The sequence below is a fragment of the Micropepsis pineolensis genome (genome assembly GCF_055392125.1).
Genome location: NZ_AP042408.1, coordinates 2,894,405 through 2,914,082, shown reverse-complemented (window position 1 = coordinate 2,914,082; position 19,678 = coordinate 2,894,405). Strand labels below are relative to the sequence as shown.

The following is a 19,678-nucleotide window of genomic DNA, read 5'->3' as shown; positions in this document are numbered from 1 at the left end:
AACGTGCTTTTGCGTAGGATTTTGGGAGTGGCGATGATGGCGGCACTGTTCGGCAGCGCGCAGGCTGCAGAAAACCCGGCATTGGAAAAATCCGTGACCGGCGGCGTGATCCGCGGGGCCGCACAGGGCGATGGTGGCGCGCTGTATCAGGGCATTCCCTATGCCGCGCCGCCCCTGGGGGCTTTACGCTGGGCCCCGCCTGCACCGGTCATCCCATGGACCGGGGTGCGCGATGCCACCCACCCAGGCGCACCGTGCAAGCAACCGGCACTGGGCTGGAACGATGGGGAAGCCCGGATCAGTCAGGAAGACTGCCTGACGCTGGATGTCCATGTTCCCAAAATGGAAGCCGGGGCGCGTCTGCCGGTGATGGTGTGGATCCACGGCGGGGCCAATACGGCGGGGGCGGGGATCGGCTATTCCTATTCCACCATCGTTCATCACGGCGTCATTCTGGTGACGCTGCAATACCGGCTGGGCGTGTTCGGCTTCCTGTCGCACCCGGCACTGACGGCGCAATCGGCGCACCATGCCTCGGGCAATTACGCCATTCAGGATCAGGTCGCGGTGCTCAAATGGGTGCAGGCCAATATTGCCGCATTCGGTGGTGATCCGAATAATGTGACGATTTTCGGCCAGTCCGCCGGGGCGCAGGATGTTGGCCATCTGATGCTGACGCCGCTGGCGCGCGGGCTGTTCCACAAAGCCATCGCGCAAAGCGGCACGGTCGGCTTTGGTCTGCCGCCGCGCAGCTTGAAAGAAAACGAAAAGCTGGGCGAGGATCTGGCGGGTATTATGGGCATTGCCCCCGGCAAGGCGGGCCTGAAGGCTTTGCGCGCGGCGCCGGCCGATGCGGTGATGGCGGCCTCGCAGAAGCTGGTGCCCCCGATCGAGGATGCCGGGTTTATCTGGGATCAGTCGGTCGCCGATGGCTATGTCCTGCCAAAGACCGCGGCGGAAATTCTGGCGGCGGACGGGCAGGCCCCGGTGCCGCTGCTGATCGGTAACGATGCGCGCGAGCTGCCGCTTTACGGTGGTGAGGCGGCGGTCCGTCATGCAGTGGAGCTGCATTTCGGAGGCAATGCGGCGGCGGCGCTGAAATTCTACGGCCTTGATGGTGGCACGATCCCGCCGTCAGATCCGGTGCTGGGTTCGGTGGCGACCCAGATTGCCGCCGATGTGATGTTCCGCCTGCCAATCAACTACATCGCGGCCCGTCAGCAGGCCATCGGTCAGAAGGTCTGGCGCTACGAATTTGATGTCGCCCGCCTCGGTTCTGCCGATCCGGTCTGGCATTCTTCGGAATTGTCCTTTGTCTTTGATCCGGTGCCCGCCGGGTTGGCGCAGGATTTTGGCCGTTGGCCGCCGGTGCAACGCTACTGGACCAATTTCGCCAAGACCGGCAACCCCAATGGCGAGGGTTTGCCGAACTGGCCTGAAATGGGTGCGGATAAGACCTATATGGAATTTTCCGTTCAGGGGCCGAAGCTGGGCAAGGATTTGCGCGGGGAACTTTCCGCCCTGTGGAACAAGCCGTAAGGCCCATGCAAGCCATAAGGAGAATGCCGATGATCCGTTCCGCTCTGTTTGGTCTGTGTGGTGCCGCGGTGCTGGCGTTACCGGTGTGGGCGGATCCGCCCGCAGCGGATGGTGATGGCACGGCCCAGACGCAGCAGGCCCAGACGCAGGCTCAATCACAGACCACGCCGCAGAGCGCCGCCCCCGCCGCTGATGGCGCGGCGGTGGCCCCGGTGGTCCCGGCGCCTGCAGGCCCCGAACCGGTTGCAGCGCCAATCTCGCCCACGGGTCCGCGGGTTAAAATCGTCACCACACTGGGTACGATCACGCTGGCGCTGGACGTGGAACATGCCCCCGTCACGGTGCAGAACTTCCTGCGCTATGCCCGCGAAGGCTTCTTCAACAACACGGTGATTTATCGTGTTGTGCCCCATTTCGTCGTGCAGATGGGCGGGGTGGATATGTCCGGCCATGGTCGCCCGCACCGTGGCCCGATCCCGCTGGAAACCAGCAGCGGGCTTAAAAATGTCCGCGGCGCGGTGGCGATGGCGCGCGATACCAAGCCAGACACCGGCGATACCGAGTTTTTCATTGATTTGGCCGATAACAGCCCGCTCGATCCCAAAGCTGGCGATAAGCCCAACACCACCGGTTATGCCGTTTTCGCGGCGGTGGAGGAGGGCATGGATGTGGTCGATGCCATTGCCAAACTGCCGACCAAAGGCGGTTATGGCCCGTTCAAGGATGCTGCGCCCAAAACGCCGGTACGGATACTCAAGGTGATTGCGCCGCCGGCACTTGCGGCGAAGGCAAAACACAAATAATCCGGCTTCTGTTCCGACAATAAAAAAGGGCTGCGTTGTGCAGCCCTTTTTGTTTTGGTCTCGATCTGACGCTAGTTTTTCAGCGTGTTGCGCGGAACCCAGCGCAGAATGGGATGGCCGTTATCATCCGGCTGCCACACCGCGCGCAGCGTGTCTGTGGTGCGTGTGGTCTCGAGCTCGGGCATCTGTGTCGCGTATGTCTGTGGCGTGATGACGTTGGGGCGGATCAGAATGGCGTACATGGCAGCCTCCTAATTGCTCACGCGGGGTTCCTTAAAGCTTTGAAGGTGTGGGCCATGGCATGGCCACCCCGTCTGCCTATATATGCACGCAGAAGGTGTTACCGGGTCGTTGATATGCAACAAAAAGGCGTAAATTTATCCGTATGGCTGACAAATGGTAACCGGCGCGTGATGGGCCCGCGCCTGAAAAATCCATAAAATCTGTATGGCTGTTACGGAATGGCGGCGCGGGCCAGCGCGTCGCAACGCTCGTTCTCGGGGTGGCCGGAATGGCCATGCACCCAGTTCCATTTTACGGCATGAGGGGCGGCAGCAATTTCCAGCGCCTGCCACAGATCGTCGTTTTTGACCGGCTTTTTATCGGCGGTTTTCCAGCCGTTGCGCTTCCAGTTCTTCATCCATTTGGTCGCGCCATCTAAGACATAGCGCGAATCGGTGTGGATGGTGACGTCGCACGGCCCTTTGAGCGCTTTGAACGCCTCAATCGCCGCCATCAGCTCCATGCGGTTATTGGTGGTGGCCTTCTCCCCGCCGGAGATTTCTTTTTCGTGCGGACCGGCACGTAAGATCGCGGCCCAGCCACCCGGGCCGGGATTGCCCGAACAGGCGCCGTCGGTAAAAATCTCTACATTCATGCTCACCAGCCGTAATCGCTCGCGTGATGGATCTTGTTGTGAAAGCGCAAGCGCCGCGAATAATCACGCGGGTCCTTGGGGCGCACCAGCGCCGACGGATCGCGGTTCAGCCAGTCGTATAGCCGGGTGAGCAGAAAGCGCAAGGCCGCCCCGCGTGCCAGAATGGGCAATGCGGCGACCTCGGCAGCGCTGACATCGCGGTGCTGGCGATAGGCCGCCAGCAGATGCTGGCCTTTGGTGATGTTAAAGGCGCCGTCCGGCTCGAAACACCAGGCGTTCAGCATGATGGCCAGATCATAGGCGAGATAGTCATTGCAGGCGAAATAGAAGTCGATCAGGCCGGACACCGCATCGTTCATGATCAGCACATTGTCGGGAAACAGATCGGCATGGATCACCCCGGCGGGCAAATCCTTTGGCCAGGCCGGAACAATGCTGTCCAGCGCGTCAGCGATCAGATCGGCCAGCCCGTCCTGTACTTCGTCAGCGCGGGAGAGGCACTCTTCGGCCAGCGGCCGCCAGCTTTGCGGACCCAGACCGTTGGGCCGTGTCAGTTCGTAACTGAGGCCCGCCTTGTGCAGCGCCGCCAGCGCTGCCCCGGCGGAAGCGCAATGCACCGCTTCGGGCCGGCGTAAGGACAGACCGGTCAGGAAGGTGACCAGCGCTGCCTTGCGGCCATTGAGATTGGCCAGCAGATTGCCCGTCCTGTCGGCGATGGGCAGCGGACAGGTCACGCCCTGGCTGGCCAGATGTTTCAACAGACCAAGGAAATAGGGCAGGTCGGCTTCGTTGACCCGTTTCTCGTATAAGGTGAGGATGAAGGCGCCCTGGGTCGTCTGGAGGTAATAATTGGAATTTTCCACCCCTTCGGCGATGCCTTTAAAACTGAGGGGGGTGCCAATGTCGTATTGGGTAAGGAATTCGTCCAGATCCTCGAACGAAACCTCGGTATAGACAGCCATGATATCCAGCGTGCTCAGTGCGGCACTGGTGTATGGCATATTCGACTTGAACGCTAGGCGCGAATTCTTGTCCGGCCCCCGGTGCGGCGGGACAAAATGGCCGGGGTGGCGCCCGGCGGTTGAAAAGGTTGTTTCTGCCCATCTTTACGACATGGATTCATTCGCCTTTTTGAAAACGAGCTGCTACACAGGGCCGGTAGTGAGACTTGGGTTGCTCCTTTTTGGGCTGTCCCCCGCGTGTGGGGCCATTTCGTAAACGGCTAATGCCGTAATTGGCGTTTCGGTAGGACCATGAAACATTCATTCTTGTTAAAAGCTTCGGCGTGCCTGCTGGCGCTCGGCCTGTTGGGCGGGTGCTCGGTTTATGAATCGATTGCCAACTATCTCAACAGCGACCGTAAGGAAAAATGCCCCGACGCGGTGGTGTTGGCGGCGGCGGCGACACTGCCCGCTTTCGATCCTGCCAAAGAGGCTGATCCGACCAGTCTGATCTACAACGCCACGCTCTCCCAAAGCTCGCTGGAATGCGATTATCGCTCCAAGCAGAATAAGGCCCGTTCCGAGATCAAGCTGCATTTCGATATCTCGCGGCCGGCCGGTGGGGCAAAAGCCACTTATCGCGTGCCCTATTTCGTGGCGCTGACCACCAATGGCCGGGTGCTCGACAAGCAGATTTACTGGCAGGACGTCGAATTCCCGGTGGGCGTTTCGCACGTTACCGCTGATGCCGATATCGACGATGTGCTGCTTAAGCCCTCGCGTGGCAAAAAGCCGATCAGCTACCATTATGTTGTCGGGTTCCAGCTGACCCAGGCGCAGATCGATTATCTCAAGAAAATGGGCCAATACGAGCCATGATTCCCTTGCTTTCCGAACTGAGCGCGATCGCGGCTGCCGCGTTCGTGGTCGAAGGCTTGGCCGAAAGCTATGGTCAGGTGCAGGTCTCCGATCGCCCTGATCTGGCACAGTTTCAGTGTAATGGCGCGTTTATCGCCGCCAAGGCCCAGCGCACCAATCCGCGCGCGCTGGCCGAAAAAATTGCCGCCCGGCTGAAAGACCATCCGCTGTTTGCCCGGGTCGAGATTGCCGGTCCCGGTTTTATCAATCTGGATGTCACCGATGATGCCTTAAGCCAGCGCATGGCAGCGGTGGCGGATGATGCGGCACTGGGCTGCCCGGCCAGCGGTGCGGGCAAGGTTGCGGTGCTCGACTATGGCGGGGCCAATGTCGCCAAGCCAATGCATGTCGGTCACTTACGCTCGGCCATCATCGGGGAATCCTTACGCCGTCTGTTTCTGGCCCAGGGCTGGAAGGTCATCGGCGACGTGCATTTGGGCGACTGGGGCCTGCAGATGGGCCAGCTCATCAGCGAAGTCGAACTGGCTGGCTCGCACCCGATTTATTTCGACGAAACCTATAGCGGCCCGTACCCGGATGAAGCACCGGTGACGATGGACGATCTGGCGGTCATGTACCCCAAAGCGTCTGCCGCCTGTAAGGCTGATCCGGAACGCCTGGAAAAGGCCCGTCAGGCCACCGCTGGCCTGCAGGCCGGTCGGCCCGGCTATGTCGCGTTATGGAAAGCGTTCGTCGCCGTGTCGATGGAAGGCCTTAAACGCGAATATGGCAATCTGGGGGTCCATTTCGATCTGTGGAAGGGCGAATCCGATGCGGATGCCTTTGTCCAGCCGATGGTCGAGGATCTGAAGGCCCGCGGTCTGGCCCATATGAGCGAGGGCGCATGGGTCATCGACGTGGTGCGCGAGGACGACAAGAAGGAAATGCCGCCGCTGCTGCTGGTCAAATCCGACGGCGCGGCGCTCTACGGCACCACCGACCTTGCCACCATTGTTGACCGGGTCAAAAGCTTTGATCCCGATCTGATCCTCTATGTCGTCGATCAGCGTCAGCATACCCATTTCGAACAGGTCTTCCGCGCCGCCGACAAGGCCGCCCTCAAGGGTAAGGCCGTGCTGGAACATGCCGGTTTCGGCACCATGAACGGCACCGATGGCAAGCCGTTCAAAACCCGCGCCGGCGGGGTGATGAAGCTGTTCGACCTGATCACCATGATCACCGAAGAAGCCGACAAGCGGCTGACCGAGGCCGGTCTGGGCGCGGATTATACGCCGGAAGAACGGGCGAGCATTGCCAAACAGATTGGTATTGCGGCGCTGAAATTTGCCGATCTGTCGAATTACCGTCTGACCGATTACATCTTCGATCCGGAACGCTTTACCCGTTTTGAAGGCAAGACCGGGCCCTATCTGCAGTATGCTGCGGTGCGCACCCATTCGATCTTACGCAAGGCGGAAGGCGAGGGCTATGCCGTCGGCACCCCGGTTATCCGTTCGGAAGAAGAGCGGGCACTGGCGCTGAAGCTGCTGGCGCTGCCTGATGCGTTGGCCGGGGCGGAAGACAAGCGCGCGCCGAATATCCTGTGCGACTATGCCTTTACGCTGGCGCAAACCTTCAGCCGCTTTTATGCCGCCCACCATATTCTGTCGGAGACGGATGTCGATCTGCGCGCCAGTCGTCTGGGCTGGTGTAAGCTGACCGTGGCGGCCTTGAGCAAGGTGCTGGATATCCTGGGTATTGAAGTGCCCGAACGGATGTAAGCCTGCCAAATCTGGATCGTTCCGGTAAGGCTCCCATAACCACAAAGTTGGTTCACAGTTCCTGACACCTGTGCCGCATGCGATGTTGATGCAATCAACGTCGAAGACGGGCGGGATGCGGCCCACGCGGACGGCTTGCAGGAAGTGGTATGGATTGCACCAGAATTGATACAGCCAGGCTGCATGCCGATTTGGCGCAGTTGTTGGGATATTGTGCGAAATTGGCAGGGCCTGCGGATGTGCCGGCGTGGAGCGATTTTCGCCCCTCGGCCGTGCCGCGTTTGATGGCCGCGCTCTATGTCGCCGAACAGGTCAATGACGGCGCTGACGGCGGCAAGGATTACCGCTATCGCTCCTATGGGGCTTTGCTGCCGGAATATTTTGGCGACGATCTGCGCGGTAAATTTTTAAGCGATGCCCGCGGTGATGATTTCCGCCATGCGGTCGCCGAAGTTTATGACGCGGTGCTGGCGTGCCGTCGCCCCCACGCCCTGTGGCCGGAACTCTACTGGCCCGATGCAGGCCGTTATAAAACCGGTCATCTGCTGATCCCCTTTGCGGACGCCTCTGGCGCGGTGACGATTCTTCTGGGCGCGGTGGTCAGTGACGTGCCGCGGGAAAATCTCGTGCTGTTTCGGGGCAGGGGCATGGCCAGAATGCGCGGCTGGGAGCCTCCTGCGCCGTGATATTGCCTGTTGGTTCGGGGCTTTAGGCCGCACACCACAGGAAGTTCGGGGGGCCCGGCAAAAATCAGGCTGCGAAACCGTGGAAAGTGGGTAAAATACCCCCTGCGGCGTGTGCGGGCGGTGTCCCGCATGAAGGCCATCACACCAGTTCACGGTGGGAGGAATGATGGATTTTTCGGCGCTATACCGTCGGTTACAGGATCCTGACCTTGTCCGGCTAGCCCGCTATTGCGAGGAGCTGACCGCGGCCAAGCCCCTGCCATACTGGCACGATTTTCGGCCCGGCCACGCGACCTATCTGCTCGGGCAGCTCTATGTCATCGAGCTGGTTGGCGATGGTACGGATTATTTCTTCAAGCTCAGCGGTTCCTATATGAAGGAGATCTACGGGGTCGAGATCGTTGGTCTCACCTTGTCCCATTTGCCGGACGGGGCGCTGAAAGACACCATGCGTCGCAACTACAATGCCGTGGTGGCCAGCGGTAATCCGCTATGCGAGTCGGGCGAACTGGTCTGGCCGGACGAGCGGCGGATCGGTGTCGAGCGCATGCTGATTCCATTTGCGAACGAGCAAGGATCCCTGCACACTATCCTTGGGGCGGTGCAATGCGATGTACCGCTTGAGATTCTGCAGCTGTTTCGTGGCAATGGTCCCGGGCGCTTTATTCCCCATATCGAGGGGGGCCGCTCCACCACGCCAGCCTCTGCCGCCCCCTGTTCTGGTGATGTGCCGGTTGCATAAACGTTTTGTATCTTGTGATGTGCGTGCCCCAGGCTGGTCGTTTTGCGTGGGGTGCTGGCAGCGTTTTTTGCACGTATTTGCGCCGCCCCCAAAAGTCTTACGGAGGACAAGATGAGAGATGTGTACTACAGCGATCAGCATGAGTGGATACGCGTTGCGGATGGCATCGGTATTGTCGGCATAACCCGTTTTGCCGCCCAGCAACTGGGTGATATCGTTTTCGTTGAATTACCTGCGCCGGGCAAGCCGGTCATTGGCGCTGAGGAAGTGGCCGTGGTCGAAAGCGTTAAAGCCGCCAGTGAAATCTATGCGCCGGTCAGCGGTGTGGTGCGCGAGGTCAATCGGGCTTTGAACGATGAACCCGGGCTGATCAATGCAGATCCTGAGGGCGAGGCCTGGCTGTTCAAATTGGAACTACCGGTGGAGCCGGATTTCAGCCGTCTGATGTCGGCCGAAGAATATGGCACCCTGATCGCCAGTCTGGGCGGCTGAAGGCGGCAGTCCCCCCCGCGGGAAAAAAGGAACTTATTCTGCCTGCCTCCACGCTTCCATGACCGGCGCTTACAGAGTATAATAGGCCTTGTGCGTACTCCAGAAAGGAGAACCCCATGTCCATTTCCAGCGTCTCGACCAGCCTGCCCTATCAGGCCACCACCAATCAGATCAGTGCAACGCAAGCTCCGGGGCAACCCCAGCAGGTTCAGGGCGTTACCGGTCAGACCACCGACAGCACCCGCGATGAAAGCGAAACCGCCGTCAAGGCTGCGGCGGGCAATGATGTCGGCCGAATGGTCAACGTCACCGCCTGACGATCGGATTTTTTTAAGGTGTATTCGGCCGCGGGGCCTGACGGCCCCGAACGGCCTTTTTTGTTTTTGTGCTTAATAAAGCCCCCTCGCGCTGGGGCTAAAATCCTGCGGCCGGGCAAGGCGCGTGATAAGGATTTTCTAACGCTGTAGCCAGGATTGGTTGGTTGTTTTTCAAATATCGTGCTTAGGTTGCTTCGCAGGCAGAGGTGAATTCCCGTTATGAATATCTCCGGAATGACAGCTCAGTATCCTACCCAAGCAATGCAAGCGTTACAGTCGATCAAAGACACATCGCGGCAGCCCCCCCAGCAGTCAAGCACTCCTGCCGCGACGACCCAAGCCTCCCAATCCATGACGGCCCCTGAGGTGGGCAAAACTGTAGACATCTCTGCCTGACAGTACTTCCCCCGTTTCCCTTGGCCCGCCCCCTATCCGGCGGGCCTTTTTTATCGGCCGCGGATCAGGCATAAAAAAAGCCCCCGATTGACGGGGGCTTTTTGGTCTGTGGCGGCTTACTCGGCCGTCTTTTTCTTTTTGGTTCTGGAGGCCAGCGACTGGCTCGGCGAGGCGCCTTCCAGAAGCGGCTTGAGATATTTGCCGGTATAGCTTTTGGCCACTTTGGCAATCTGCTCCGGTGTACCCTGCGCGATGATCAGGCCACCGGCATCGCCACCTTCGGGGCCAAAATCGACCGCCCAGTCGGCGGTCTTGATGACTTCCAGATTATGCTCGATCACCACCACGGTGTTGCCGCTTTCGACCAGCTCGTGCAGCACATCCAGGAGTTTCTTGACGTCGTGGGTGTGCAGACCGGTGGTCGGCTCGTCGAGGATATAGAGCGTGCGACCGGTGGCTTTGCGCGAGAGTTCCTTGGCCAGCTTGATACGCTGGGCTTCACCGCCCGACAGGGTGGTGGCCTGCTGACCGATCGAAATATAGCCCAGACCGACGCGTTTTAAGGTTTCGAGCTTTTCGTGAATGGCCGGGACCGCCTTGAACAGTTCGGCACCGGCTTCGACTGTCATGTCGAGTACGTCGGAAATCGAATGGTCCTTGTACTTCACTTCCAGGGTTTCGCGGTTGTAGCGCTTGCCGTGGCAGACATCGCATTGCACGTAAACGTCGGGCAGGAAGTGCATCTCGATCTTGATGACGCCGTCGCCCTGACAGGCTTCGCAGCGCCCGCCCTTGACGTTGAACGAGAAGCGGCCGGCCTGATAGCCGCGCGCCTTGGATTCCGGCAGTTCGGTGAACCAGTCGCGGATGAACGAGAACGCGCCGGTATAGGTTGCCGGATTGGAACGCGGCGTACGACCGATCGGCGACTGGTCGATGTCGATCACCTTGTCGAGATATTCCAGCCCTTCAATCTTTTCAAAAGGCGCGGGATGCTCGTTCGAGCCGTTCAGCTTGCGCGATGCCGCCTTGAACAGCGTCTGAATGGTGAAGGTGGATTTGCCACTGCCCGACACGCCGGTGATGCAGGTGAAGGTGCCAAGCGGGATTTCCGCAGAAACATTTTTGAGGTTGTTGCCCGATGCGCCACTGACTTTCAGCCAGCGGTTATAGGCCGCTTTGCGCCGCTTGGTCGGCACATCAATCTTCTCGATCCCGGCGAGATATTTGCCCGTCAGGCTTTTCGGGTTGGCCATGATCTCCTCAGGCGTCCCCTCGGCGATCAGCTTGCCGCCATGGATACCCGCGCCGGGGCCGATGTCGATGACATAATCGGCGGCCAGAATGGCTTCGTCGTCATGCTCGACCACGATCACGGTGTTGCCCTGATCGCGCAGGCTTTTGAGCGAGTCCAGAAGGCGCTGGTTATCGCGCTGATGCAGACCGATTGATGGTTCGTCGAGCACATAGAGCACGCCGGTAAGGCCCGAACCGATCTGCGATGCCAGACGGATACGCTGGCTTTCACCACCCGATAAGGTGCCCGCGCCGCGCGACAGTGTCAGATATTCCAGACCGACATTGACCAGGAATTTCAGCCGTTCGCGAATTTCCTTGAGGATGCGGGCGGCAATTTCCTTGTGCTGTTTGTTCAGCTTCTTGTCGAGGTCGCGGAACCAGGCATCGGCGGTGCGGATCGGCATGGCGCAGACCTCACCGATATGGACGGTATCAATCTTGACCGCCAACGCTTCCTGTTTCAGGCGGTAGCCGTGGCACATGTCGCACGGGCTGTCGTCCTGAAAACGCTGTAACTCTTCACGGACATAGGCGGAATCGGTTTCTTTCATCCGCCGTTCAAGATTGGGAATGACACCTTCAAAGGTTTTCTTGACCTCGTAACGGCGCATACCATCATCATAGATGAATTTGATTTCTTCTTCGCCCGAACCATGGATGATGATGTCACGCACTTTTTTGGGCAGTTCTTCCCACGGCAGGTCGAGCGAGAAGCCGTAATGGCGCGACAAGGCTTCCAGCGTCTGCAAATAAAGCGGCGAGGGTGTCTTCGACCAGGCGGCAATGGCACCTTTGCGTAGCGGCAGCGTGCTGTCGGGCACCACCAGCAAGGCCGAGAAATGCAGCTGTGTGCCCAGACCATCGCAGTTGGGGCAGGCGCCATGCGGGTTGTTGAACGAGAACAGCCTGGGTTCGATTTCGGCAATGGTGAAGCCGGATACCGGGCAGGCGAATTTGGACGACATCAGAATCTTTTTCGGCTCGCCCTTGTCGTCTTTTTCATCGGCATATTCGGCGATGAAAATACCATCGGTCAGCGCCAGCGCGGTTTCAATGGAATCGGGCAGGCGGTTGCCCAGATCCGCTTTGACCACAATGCGGTCAACCACAACTTCGATATCGTGCTTCAGCTTCTTGTCGAGCGCAGGGATGTCGCGGATGTCGTAATATTCGCCATCGACCTTAACGCGCTGGAAGCCCTTTTTCTGCAGCTCGGCAAATTCCTTGCGGTATTCGCCTTTGCGCCCGCGCACGATCGGGGCGTTGAGGTAAAGCCGGGTGCCTTCGGGTAGCGCGAGAATGCGGTCGGCCATCTGGCTGACAGTCTGGCTTTCAATCGGCAAGCCGGTAGCGGGGGAATAGGGCACGCCGATGCGCGCAAACAACAGGCGCAGATAGTCATAGATCTCGGTCACCGTGCCGACGGTCGAGCGCGGATTCTTCGAGGTGGTTTTCTGTTCAATGGAAATCGCCGGTGACAGACCTTCGATCAGGTCGACATCGGGCTTCTGCATCATTTCGAGGAACTGGCGGGCATAGGCCGACAGGGACTCGACATAGCGGCGTTGCCCTTCGGCATAAATCGTGTCGAAGGCCAACGAGGATTTGCCCGAACCGGACAGGCCGGTCATCACCGTAAGCTGGTCACGAGGAATTTTGACGTCGATATTTTTCAGGTTGTGCTCGCGGGCACCGCGGATGGTGATGTACTTCAACTTCGATCCCTATATTCCGAAAGGTCGTACCTATGGCGAAGGCTTGGGCCGGGCGCAAGGCAGGAAATAGCCTCCCTCGCGGTTTTGCACTGGAACGTTTCAGGAACAGTACAGAGGTTCCCCGCAGAGTACCAGTGTCCGCGTGGTTTTAGGCTTGGCGTGAAGGACTAATATGGCACAATGTGGGCGGGACACGTTTGCTGCGGCGGGGTATTTTGCCAGCCTGACGGCAGATGATAACTGCTTTGGGGAGAAAAAATGCTGAACAGACGTATGGTGCTGGCTGGTTTACCGGTCTTTCTGGCAGCGTGCGCGGGGGAGCCGGGTGATATTCCGCCCCGGCGGACCCAGGATGTCTGGGGGGCGGGCGAAGAAGTCCCCTCGGCCAAGGTGATCCGTGGTCATCCGAATGTGCTCGATTTTGGCGACGGCCTTAAAATCCCCTTCAATCAGTATGCCTTTCTGACCCTGTGGGAAGGTAAAACCTTCTGGCTAACCTATGGTGCCGGGCGCGCGCCGCGGTCCTATCAGGCCGATGGCATGGCAATGCGGGCGGCCGAAGGCACCATGAAGCTGTTGCTGATGACGCTGGCCTTTGCACCGGAGCGGCTGGAGCATGCCGATGGCGGCTGGCGGCTTAAACAGCAGAATATGGGCAATTACGTGCGGGGGCTGCTGGAGTTGCCCGGTAAGCCGTTTGCGCCGCAGACCGATGCCAGTTTGGGCTTCGGCAATATGGACACGGCCTATGCCTCGGCGGAAATGTCGATGGCCTCGCTCGGCCAGACGTCGAACATGCCGGGCAGTTCGGGCGGGGCGGTGCTGCCGGTCGATATTCTGGGCGATCACAAGGTTGATTCCTTCACCTGCTTCATCCTCAAAAAGAAGGATGTCGATCTGGATACCGTGCGCAAAATCGCCCAGATCGATACCCTGACGCCGACCGGTGGCAAAGCCGGGGCTAATGTCGGGTCCGGTAGCGGGCCGAAATAAAGTAAAGTATAGTGTGCAATATGGCCGGTCAGATCTGAATCTTACGATGTAATTTTCAGGTTTTCGGCCATATTTTGCGCTGTGTGCAAAATTAGTGTGTCCACTGTCCACTGATTATAAAGCTGACACCTGCGTCAATAGTGTCAAACCTATTCGCTTTAACCATTTTTTCTTTGTTCTACATTTGATTGAAAGAAATGATGGGCGCGAAATATGTTGAGCAGAAGATTTTTGTTGGCGACACTTCCCGTTTTGCTTGCCGGGTGTGAGACCGCACATGATCGTATGATCCATGATCTGGCCTTTGGGGAGCTGAAAAAGGATGCCGAAGGTAATCTGCGGGAATGGGACGTCAAAATGCCGCCAGCCAAGGTGGTGCGGGGGCGCCCCAATTATCTCGACTTTGGCGGTGGCGTGCATGTGCCGCTGACCAAGGGGGCCTTTTTCACCTTGTGGGAGGGGGAGAATTACTGGCTGACCTTCGGTATCGGCTGGACCGGGCAGGTGTGGCAATCGAAAGAACATGCCCGGATGTTTGCCACCGCCACAATGAAATTGTTGCTGATGACACTGGCCTTTGCGCCGGAACAGCTGGAACAGAAAGATCGCGGCTGGCGGCTGAAGGTGCAGGACGTCAAAAACTACGTTCGGGGCGCGCTGGATCTGCCGGGCCGGCCATTTACACCACAGATCGACACGCAGGATGTATTTGGCGGTTACAGTGAATCTTTTGCTTTGTCACAAAACGCCATGATGAGCGCAGGTGGTATGCCCGGTGGTGCCCCGTTATTTCGCTTTGGTGCCTTCGGTGATGATAAAATCGCTGCCGCCTGCGCCTATCTTATTCCCAAGAGGGATCTGGACCTCGCCTATGTGCGTAAATCTGCGGTGCTCGACACCCTGACACCCGCCGGTGGACCAAAAGATGTTCGCCCTGCGGGGTAACTGCAGTAAAATAAAAGTATAGTATAGTGCACAATTTAAGCGCTTCTTATGCGCGAATTGGCGCTGATAAAACAGTATGTATGCAGTTTAATGCGAAAAAAATAGTATTAGAATGAAGTTTTGTAGACGCTGTCTGCATTTTATAAGTGTGACGCGTGCGTCAATTTGTTAAATGTTGTACCTTTAACTATTTTATCTTCGTATTACATTTAATAGGATAGTGAGCGGGAGAGAAACATGTTTGACAGAAGATATTTTCTTGCAGCGTTGCCCCTTTTTCTTGCCGGGTGTGAGACCGCGCATGATCGTATGATCCACGATCTGGCCTTTGGGGAACTGAAAAAGGATGCCGAAGGTAATCTGCGGGAATGGGACGCCAAAATGCCGCCGGCCAAGGTGGTGCGGGGCCATCCCAATTACATCGACTTTGGCGATGGTGTGCATGTTCCCCTGACCAAGGGGGCCTTTTTCACCCTGTGGGAAGGCAAGAATTACTGGCTGACCTTTGGCATCGGCTGGACCGAGGTGGCGGGGCAATCCCGGGATCATGCCCAGATGTTCGCCACCGCCATCATGAAATTGTTGCTGATGACGCTGGCCTTTGCACCAGAACGACTGGAGCAGAAAGATTGCGGCTGGCGGTTGAAAGATCCGGATGTCAAAAATTACGTCCGGGGTGCGCTGGATTTGCCGGGGCGGCCCTTTACGCCGCTGTTTGACACCCAGAACCCTTTTGGTGATCTGGGCTCATCTTTCTTTACCTCCGTACAGAATGCCGTGGTCTCTGCAGGGGGGATGCCGTACGGGGCAAATCCGAATGCTGGTCCCGGTCCTGCCGTCGGGGTTATTCCCGGCTCCCAGCCGCCCTATCGCTTTGATGCCTATGGTGACCGTAAAGTCATCGCGGCCTGCACCTACCTCATTCCCAAGAGCGATCTGGACCTCGCCTATGTGCGCAAATACACCACGCTTGACACATTGGGGGTGTCTGCTCAGAAGTAGCGGTGTGTCCTGACGCCCGTTTTACGGGTGCATGTCGGGGCGGGGGCGAATTACGTCCACAACTGCGCGCGGGACGGGGTGTGGCACTTGCCTCGACGAGGAGGTAACGTCCTGGCGAACTATTTAGGAGTCGAGCATGGCCGGCAGCGTCAATAAAGTCATTCTGGTGGGCAATCTGGGGCGCGACCCGGAAATTCGCCGGACCCCTAATGGCGACCCGATCGTCAATCTTTCGGTGGCGACGTCGGAGAACTGGCGCGACAAGGCGACCGGTGAGCGCAAGGAAAAGACCGAGTGGCATCGCGTGGTGATCTTCAACGAGAACCTCGCCAAGGTCGCCGAGCAGTATATGCGCAAAGGCACCAAGGTCTATCTCGAAGGCCAGTTGCAGACCCGCAAATACACCGACAAGGACGGTGTCGAGAAATATTCGACCGAGATCGTGCTCAGCCGTTTCCGTGGTGAACTGGTGCTGCTCGACAGCCGCAATGGCAGTGGTGGTTTCGGTGGCCCGGCGGCGGGCGGCTCGGATGCCGGTTCGGCCTTTGGCGGCGCGTCGGAAGCCCCGGCCAGCTTCGACCGTGGCGGTATGGACGACGATATTCCGTTCTGAAGTTTCAGAACCGTACAGAATAAAAAGGGCGGCCCGGTGCCGCCCTTTTTCGTATCTGCCCTAGGTTTTGCGTATTCTGAGCGCGATCCAGGGTTTGCCGGGCAGGGCGATGCTGCGGCCGTCCTGATCGGCAAAATCATACGCCCCCTGCGCCGTGACGGTGAATTTGCCCGCCACCGGCGTGATGGTCATGTTCCAGCTATCCAGAATATCGACCGTGAAGCTGTCGCCGTCTTCCAGCCCGGCCTTGGGCAGGCTGAAGGCCCAGTCTTTGGGCGCCGTATCGCCAAAATATTTCAGATAATATTTCCCGGCGACGCCCGCGATATGGTGGTCCTGCCATTTGTCGATCGGGTCGAGCCCATGGCGCGGGCCTGCTTCGAGAATTTTGCGCAAAAAAGCGATGCGCGGCGCACTGGTGCCGCGTAACTGACCGCCAGTGCCAACCCACATATGATGGCTGGCATCTTCGATGAATTCGCCATGGCCGACATAGACGCCCGCGATGGTGCCGAACCAGAAACGTGATGTCAGTTCTTTGCCGCTCAGCTGGCCCCAGCGCGCGGTATGATTGCCCTCATATTTGACTTCATCGAGCACCACCGGCTTGTTCCAGACATCGCGCAGCAGCATGGCGCGCTCATCATCTTCGGCAATCGCCCCGCTCTGAATACTGCTGTGGGTCACCCACGGTTTCGCATTGTCGTAGAAACGGCGCATGTGATGGATCGAGCGCAAGTGATCGTAGATGTCGTGCGCCTGCAGGATTTCGAAATAATGGTCGAAATCCTCCATCGTTTTTTCTTTCATCAGATCGAATTCGTTGGCCACCGACCACCAGACATTATGATAGGGGGCCAGCCGTGCAATCAGGTGCTCGATATAGCGCGCATTGACCTTGTCCGGCAGGGCGTCAAAGCCATAGCGACCTTCGTCATAAGGGTGGAACAGAATAATATCGGCCTCGATGCCGAGCGTTTCCAGCGCCGCCACGCTTTCTTCCAGCCGGTGGAAAAATTCCGGGTTGAAGCGATCATAATCCCAGTCATTCGGCACGCCCATAAAGGGGTACAGCGCTTCGTTGGTGGTAAGTGATCCGTTGGGAAACACCAGCATACGCACCTTGTTGAATGGTGCGCCGGCCAGGGTTTGCAGCGTCTGGGCGCGAATATCTGCGGGCTGGTGAATCCAGCCATAACAGGTGGTGCCGATGGGTTTGAACGGTGCGCCATCGGCATAGGCAAAGTGAAAGCTATCGGCCACCCGCACCGGTCCATGATTGCCAGGGGCGGGGTCGCTGGCCTCGATCGTGCCCGTATTACGATCCAGTGCCGAATTGTTGCTGCGCGTCAGATAGGACCAGGTCCCCGGCTTGGGCGGGCTGAAGCGGATGCGATAGGTGCCATTGCCGTCGTAAAAGCCCAGCACACTATGTTCCTCATCCTTGCTGAACAGGGATGATTTTTTGAATGTGGCACTGAGCCAGATGTTTGCATCCGGGGTGCCTTCTGATGGTCCCGTCAGAACAACGTCCACCACGCCCCATTGCGGGGCCCGGAGCGTTTCGCCATTGGCAAAAGCGGGTTTTGCCAACGCCGAAAGTCCTGCTGCGGCTGCCAGCCCGCAGGCGGTACGCCGGGTGATGGCGGTGGTTTCGGGCATGGCTTCCTCATCTTCGCTGATGCGTCGGGGGTAACTTTATCAGGCCGGTGGGGGCGGGCAACCACTCATAAAAAGAAAGCCCCCGGGTATCGGCCGGGGGCTGTATTTTGCTATGCGCTGGTTGCGGTTCAGATTTGATCGCGCAAGGTGATGGTTGCGTTTTGCGCCTTGCCGTCACGGCTGATGCTGAAATCGATCTTTGTGCCGGGGGCGTCGTTGCGTAAGCGTTTGCGGGTGTCGGCCAGTGACATGTCTGCGGCCGGTTTACCGTCAATCGCGGTGATGTGATCGCCTTTTTGCAAGCCCGCCGCTTCGGCGGGCGATCCCCTGGTCACGGCGACCACCTCAAAACCATCCGCTGACTGATTAATCCATATGCCAGCGCGGTCATAGACACTGATATCGGTCACCGGCAGGGGTTGCGGTTTCAGATACATTTTGCGATGCGCATAATCGAAGGTGACGATAAAACGCTTCAGGAGGCCGCTGCCGATATTGCCGTTATAATCATCCCCGGCAAAGGCCCCCTTATTCTGGTCGGCCAGATCGGCAACGATATTCGGCACTTTCACGTCGCCCAGCGTAATTTCGCTGACGCGTGTGACATAACCGGTCGATGGGCCACCGATACCCCAGCCCGAAACCGCATCAACGCCTTTATGCGTCGCCCGCAAATTGTTGCGTTCGGCAAAGGGTTTGTTGACGGTCAGTTCTGAGCGCGATCCGGTGTCGATATCAAAGGTGGCGGGAATACCTTCAAAGCTGCCTTTAATTTGCGGGACGCGTTCATTGAGTATGAAGGGAATTTCGGTTCCGGCCTCTTTGGCATCAAACTTGGCCGGATCAATCAGGGTGAGCTTGCCCGCCATATAATCAATGCGGGTAACAAAGCGGCGAAAGGTTTCATAGCCGATCATGCCCGGCATCGGGATGCCTTCCACATGCGCCATGGCATCAAGCGGCAGGATGAAAATCTGTTGGTTGTGGATTGTGGCGTCACCGACGTCTATACGGTCGGCATGGCTGATACCGCCCTCCATAATACCCTCACCGGCTCCGCCGCCCGGTATGGTGCCTTCGGTTTTCAAGCCCAGCCCGGCGGCGGTTTTCGGCGTCACCAGATTCAAACCGCCGGTATCAAAAATGGCGGTAATCGGTTTGCCGTTAAATTTTGCCGTGCCATAGATGTGATTGTTGACCAGCGTGAAGGGCACGGTGGTTTCTGTGGCCCCACCGACAATCGTAAAATCCGCCACCTGCATTTTGGGTGGGGCATAATCCGTCTGCTTTTGCGCAGGCAGGAACCGCGCCTTGGTCAGTGTCTGGGTGATAAGGTATTTCTCACCCTTGCCGGTATCCGTGGTGATTTTCGTTGGTATTTTGTATCCGCTGACGGCGCTGTAGGCGCTAAAGCGCGAGATGTTCGTATCGGCAGCGTGTTTTTCCACCACTTTGGCCAGCTGATGGCTGGTGGCATCAAACCAGGCGTCAAAAGGTTTTCCGTTTTTGGGCGTTACCGTCAGAACGGTATAGTTTTTTCCGTCTTCTGTTTTTTGCACAGCGGTAATGATGGCGCCGCCCCGATCCGTCCGCCACCATGTATTGCTGTCGCGATACGCCTGATTGACAGCCAGTTGTTTGTACTCTTCGGTATCCTGTGTGGTCACAACCCCTGAGGTGTCCTGATCCCAGGGGCTGCGTCCGTCAAACCCGCTATTCTCTTTTATCGCGCCAAGCACCATCCGGGTCACATTCCATCCCTGCACGCTGTCGGTCTGTATCGTGACGGTGCCGGTCATACCAAAGGCGGTCAGGGCATAATCGGTCTGTAACGTTGGTTTGCCCTTGGGGGGCTGACCAACTGCGGCCTTGTTGGCGGTCAGAATTTGTGCCACCGATGGGGCGGCTTGCGCGCCACAGGTCAGGGAACCGGCAAGCAACAGGCCTGTCAGTACGCTCGTGAGAAATCTTTGCATGGGCTCCACTTTTCCGTTTATCCGGTATCGAAAGTTAGGAC

General features: G+C 58.2%; 18 protein-coding genes. 12 read left to right on the top strand and 6 right to left on the bottom strand.

Translation table 11 applies throughout. From position 1 onward, the window contains the following. Positions 1-3: 3 nt before the first annotated feature. Complete coding sequence (locus ACZ5RI_RS13040; protein ID WP_464513648.1) at positions 4-1,539, top strand: carboxylesterase/lipase family protein; 1,536 nt, start codon at positions 4-6, stop codon at positions 1,537-1,539. 29 nt (positions 1,540-1,568) lie between these two features. Then, entirely contained in the window at positions 1,569-2,342 is a 774-nt protein-coding gene (locus ACZ5RI_RS13035) for a peptidylprolyl isomerase (RefSeq protein ID WP_464513647.1), read from the top strand. Positions 2,343-2,413: 71 nt separating this feature from the next. On the opposite strand, the gene ACZ5RI_RS13030 is transcribed toward ACZ5RI_RS13035, so the two are convergent. The 3 genes from ACZ5RI_RS13030 to thrB all read right to left on the bottom strand — a co-directional run bounded on the left by ACZ5RI_RS13030 (position 2,414) and on the right by thrB (position 4,181). Continuing rightward, positions 2,414-2,584, bottom strand: a complete 171-nt coding sequence (locus ACZ5RI_RS13030; protein ID WP_464513646.1) for a hypothetical protein — start codon at positions 2,582-2,584, stop codon at positions 2,414-2,416. A 212-nt stretch (positions 2,585-2,796) separates the two neighbouring features. Continuing rightward, a complete protein-coding gene (gene rnhA / locus ACZ5RI_RS13025; RefSeq protein ID WP_464513645.1) occupies positions 2,797-3,219 on the bottom strand; it encodes a ribonuclease HI in 423 nt (140 codons plus the stop codon). A 2-nt stretch (positions 3,220-3,221) separates the two neighbouring features. After that, the gene (thrB, locus tag ACZ5RI_RS13020) at positions 3,222-4,181 is read right to left on the bottom strand and encodes a homoserine kinase (RefSeq protein ID WP_464515602.1); all 960 of its coding nucleotides are present in this window, start codon (positions 4,179-4,181) and stop codon (positions 3,222-3,224) included. A 291-nt stretch (positions 4,182-4,472) separates the two neighbouring features. Between thrB and ACZ5RI_RS13015 the strand changes: the two genes are divergently transcribed. The 6 genes from ACZ5RI_RS13015 to ACZ5RI_RS12990 all read left to right on the top strand — a co-directional run bounded on the left by ACZ5RI_RS13015 (position 4,473) and on the right by ACZ5RI_RS12990 (position 9,036). Beyond that, entirely contained in the window at positions 4,473-5,039 is a 567-nt protein-coding gene (locus tag ACZ5RI_RS13015; RefSeq protein WP_464513644.1) for a hypothetical protein, read from the top strand. After that, positions 5,036-6,799 carry an arginine--tRNA ligase gene (gene argS / locus ACZ5RI_RS13010; RefSeq protein WP_464513643.1) on the top strand — a complete coding sequence of 588 codons (1,764 nt, stop codon included), beginning with the start codon at positions 5,036-5,038 and terminating at the stop codon, positions 6,797-6,799. The genes ACZ5RI_RS13015 and argS overlap by 4 nt, the downstream gene beginning before the upstream one ends. A 149-nt stretch (positions 6,800-6,948) precedes the next feature. Further along, positions 6,949-7,485 carry a PAS domain-containing protein gene (locus ACZ5RI_RS13005; RefSeq protein WP_464513642.1) on the top strand — a complete coding sequence of 179 codons (537 nt, stop codon included), beginning with the start codon at positions 6,949-6,951 and terminating at the stop codon, positions 7,483-7,485. A gap of 163 nt (positions 7,486-7,648) precedes the next feature. Beyond that, positions 7,649-8,227 carry a PAS domain-containing protein gene (locus ACZ5RI_RS13000; RefSeq protein WP_464513641.1) on the top strand — a complete coding sequence of 193 codons (579 nt, stop codon included), beginning with the start codon at positions 7,649-7,651 and terminating at the stop codon, positions 8,225-8,227. A gap of 111 nt (positions 8,228-8,338) precedes the next feature. Beyond that, positions 8,339-8,719: a glycine cleavage system protein GcvH gene (gene gcvH, locus ACZ5RI_RS12995; protein ID WP_464513640.1), complete on the top strand. Its 381-nt coding sequence runs from the start codon at positions 8,339-8,341 to the stop codon at positions 8,717-8,719. Positions 8,720-8,835: 116 nt separating this feature from the next. Beyond that, positions 8,836-9,036 (top strand): hypothetical protein, encoded by a 201-nt coding sequence (locus ACZ5RI_RS12990; protein ID WP_464513639.1) that lies wholly within the window; start codon positions 8,836-8,838, stop codon positions 9,034-9,036. A gap of 512 nt (positions 9,037-9,548) precedes the next feature. Here the strand turns inward: ACZ5RI_RS12990 and uvrA are convergent. Next, on the bottom strand, positions 9,549-12,446 hold the full coding sequence (gene uvrA, locus ACZ5RI_RS12985; RefSeq protein WP_464513638.1) for an excinuclease ABC subunit UvrA: 2,898 nt from the start codon (positions 12,444-12,446) through the stop codon (positions 9,549-9,551). A gap of 258 nt (positions 12,447-12,704) precedes the next feature. On the opposite strand from uvrA, the gene ACZ5RI_RS12980 reads away from it, so the two are divergent. The 4 genes from ACZ5RI_RS12980 to ssb all read left to right on the top strand — a co-directional run bounded on the left by ACZ5RI_RS12980 (position 12,705) and on the right by ssb (position 15,999). Further along, positions 12,705-13,439, top strand: a complete 735-nt coding sequence (locus tag ACZ5RI_RS12980; protein ID WP_464513637.1) for a hypothetical protein — start codon at positions 12,705-12,707, stop codon at positions 13,437-13,439. Positions 13,440-13,673: 234 nt separating this feature from the next. Then, positions 13,674-14,384: a hypothetical protein gene (locus ACZ5RI_RS12975; RefSeq protein ID WP_464513636.1), complete on the top strand. Its 711-nt coding sequence runs from the start codon at positions 13,674-13,676 to the stop codon at positions 14,382-14,384. A gap of 237 nt (positions 14,385-14,621) precedes the next feature. After that, complete coding sequence (locus ACZ5RI_RS12970) at positions 14,622-15,386, top strand: hypothetical protein (RefSeq protein WP_464513635.1); 765 nt, start codon at positions 14,622-14,624, stop codon at positions 15,384-15,386. A gap of 136 nt (positions 15,387-15,522) precedes the next feature. Then, positions 15,523-15,999 carry a single-stranded DNA-binding protein gene (gene ssb, locus ACZ5RI_RS12965; RefSeq protein ID WP_464513634.1) on the top strand — a complete coding sequence of 159 codons (477 nt, stop codon included), beginning with the start codon at positions 15,523-15,525 and terminating at the stop codon, positions 15,997-15,999. A 60-nt stretch (positions 16,000-16,059) separates the two neighbouring features. Here ssb and ACZ5RI_RS12960 read toward each other — a convergent pair whose 3' ends face one another. Both ACZ5RI_RS12960 and ACZ5RI_RS12955 read right to left on the bottom strand, forming a co-directional pair. Beyond that, the gene (locus tag ACZ5RI_RS12960) at positions 16,060-17,661 is read right to left on the bottom strand and encodes a DUF5605 domain-containing protein (protein ID WP_464513633.1); all 1,602 of its coding nucleotides are present in this window, start codon (positions 17,659-17,661) and stop codon (positions 16,060-16,062) included. A 128-nt stretch (positions 17,662-17,789) separates the two neighbouring features. Beyond that, positions 17,790-19,637 carry an aspartyl protease family protein gene (locus ACZ5RI_RS12955; protein WP_464513632.1) on the bottom strand — a complete coding sequence of 616 codons (1,848 nt, stop codon included), beginning with the start codon at positions 19,635-19,637 and terminating at the stop codon, positions 17,790-17,792. Positions 19,638-19,678 lie beyond the last annotated feature (41 nt).

Bases quoted from the DNA above. Each gene is read 5' to 3' on its own strand.
- thrB (WP_464515602.1), bottom strand. From the start codon at position 4,181: ATGGCTGTCTATACCGAGGTTTCGTTCGAGGATCTGGACGAATTCCTT.
- ACZ5RI_RS12990 (WP_464513639.1), top strand. From the start codon at position 8,836: ATGTCCATTTCCAGCGTCTCGACCAGCCTGCCCTATCAGGCCACCACC.
- ACZ5RI_RS12955 (WP_464513632.1), bottom strand. From the start codon at position 19,637: ATGCAAAGATTTCTCACGAGCGTACTGACAGGCCTGTTGCTTGCCGGT.
- ACZ5RI_RS12980 (WP_464513637.1), top strand. From the start codon at position 12,705: ATGCTGAACAGACGTATGGTGCTGGCTGGTTTACCGGTCTTTCTGGCA.
- ACZ5RI_RS12960 (WP_464513633.1), bottom strand. From the start codon at position 17,661: ATGCCCGAAACCACCGCCATCACCCGGCGTACCGCCTGCGGGCTGGCA.
- ACZ5RI_RS13035 (WP_464513647.1), top strand. From the start codon at position 1,569: ATGATCCGTTCCGCTCTGTTTGGTCTGTGTGGTGCCGCGGTGCTGGCG.
- rnhA (WP_464513645.1), bottom strand. From the start codon at position 3,219: ATGAATGTAGAGATTTTTACCGACGGCGCCTGTTCGGGCAATCCCGGC.
- ACZ5RI_RS12970 (WP_464513635.1), top strand. From the start codon at position 14,622: ATGTTTGACAGAAGATATTTTCTTGCAGCGTTGCCCCTTTTTCTTGCC.
- ACZ5RI_RS13015 (WP_464513644.1), top strand. From the start codon at position 4,473: ATGAAACATTCATTCTTGTTAAAAGCTTCGGCGTGCCTGCTGGCGCTC.
- ACZ5RI_RS13005 (WP_464513642.1), top strand. From the start codon at position 6,949: ATGGATTGCACCAGAATTGATACAGCCAGGCTGCATGCCGATTTGGCG.
- ssb (WP_464513634.1), top strand. From the start codon at position 15,523: ATGGCCGGCAGCGTCAATAAAGTCATTCTGGTGGGCAATCTGGGGCGC.
- argS (WP_464513643.1), top strand. From the start codon at position 5,036: ATGATTCCCTTGCTTTCCGAACTGAGCGCGATCGCGGCTGCCGCGTTC.
- gcvH (WP_464513640.1), top strand. From the start codon at position 8,339: ATGAGAGATGTGTACTACAGCGATCAGCATGAGTGGATACGCGTTGCG.
- ACZ5RI_RS13000 (WP_464513641.1), top strand. From the start codon at position 7,649: ATGATGGATTTTTCGGCGCTATACCGTCGGTTACAGGATCCTGACCTT.
- ACZ5RI_RS13030 (WP_464513646.1), bottom strand. From the start codon at position 2,584: ATGTACGCCATTCTGATCCGCCCCAACGTCATCACGCCACAGACATAC.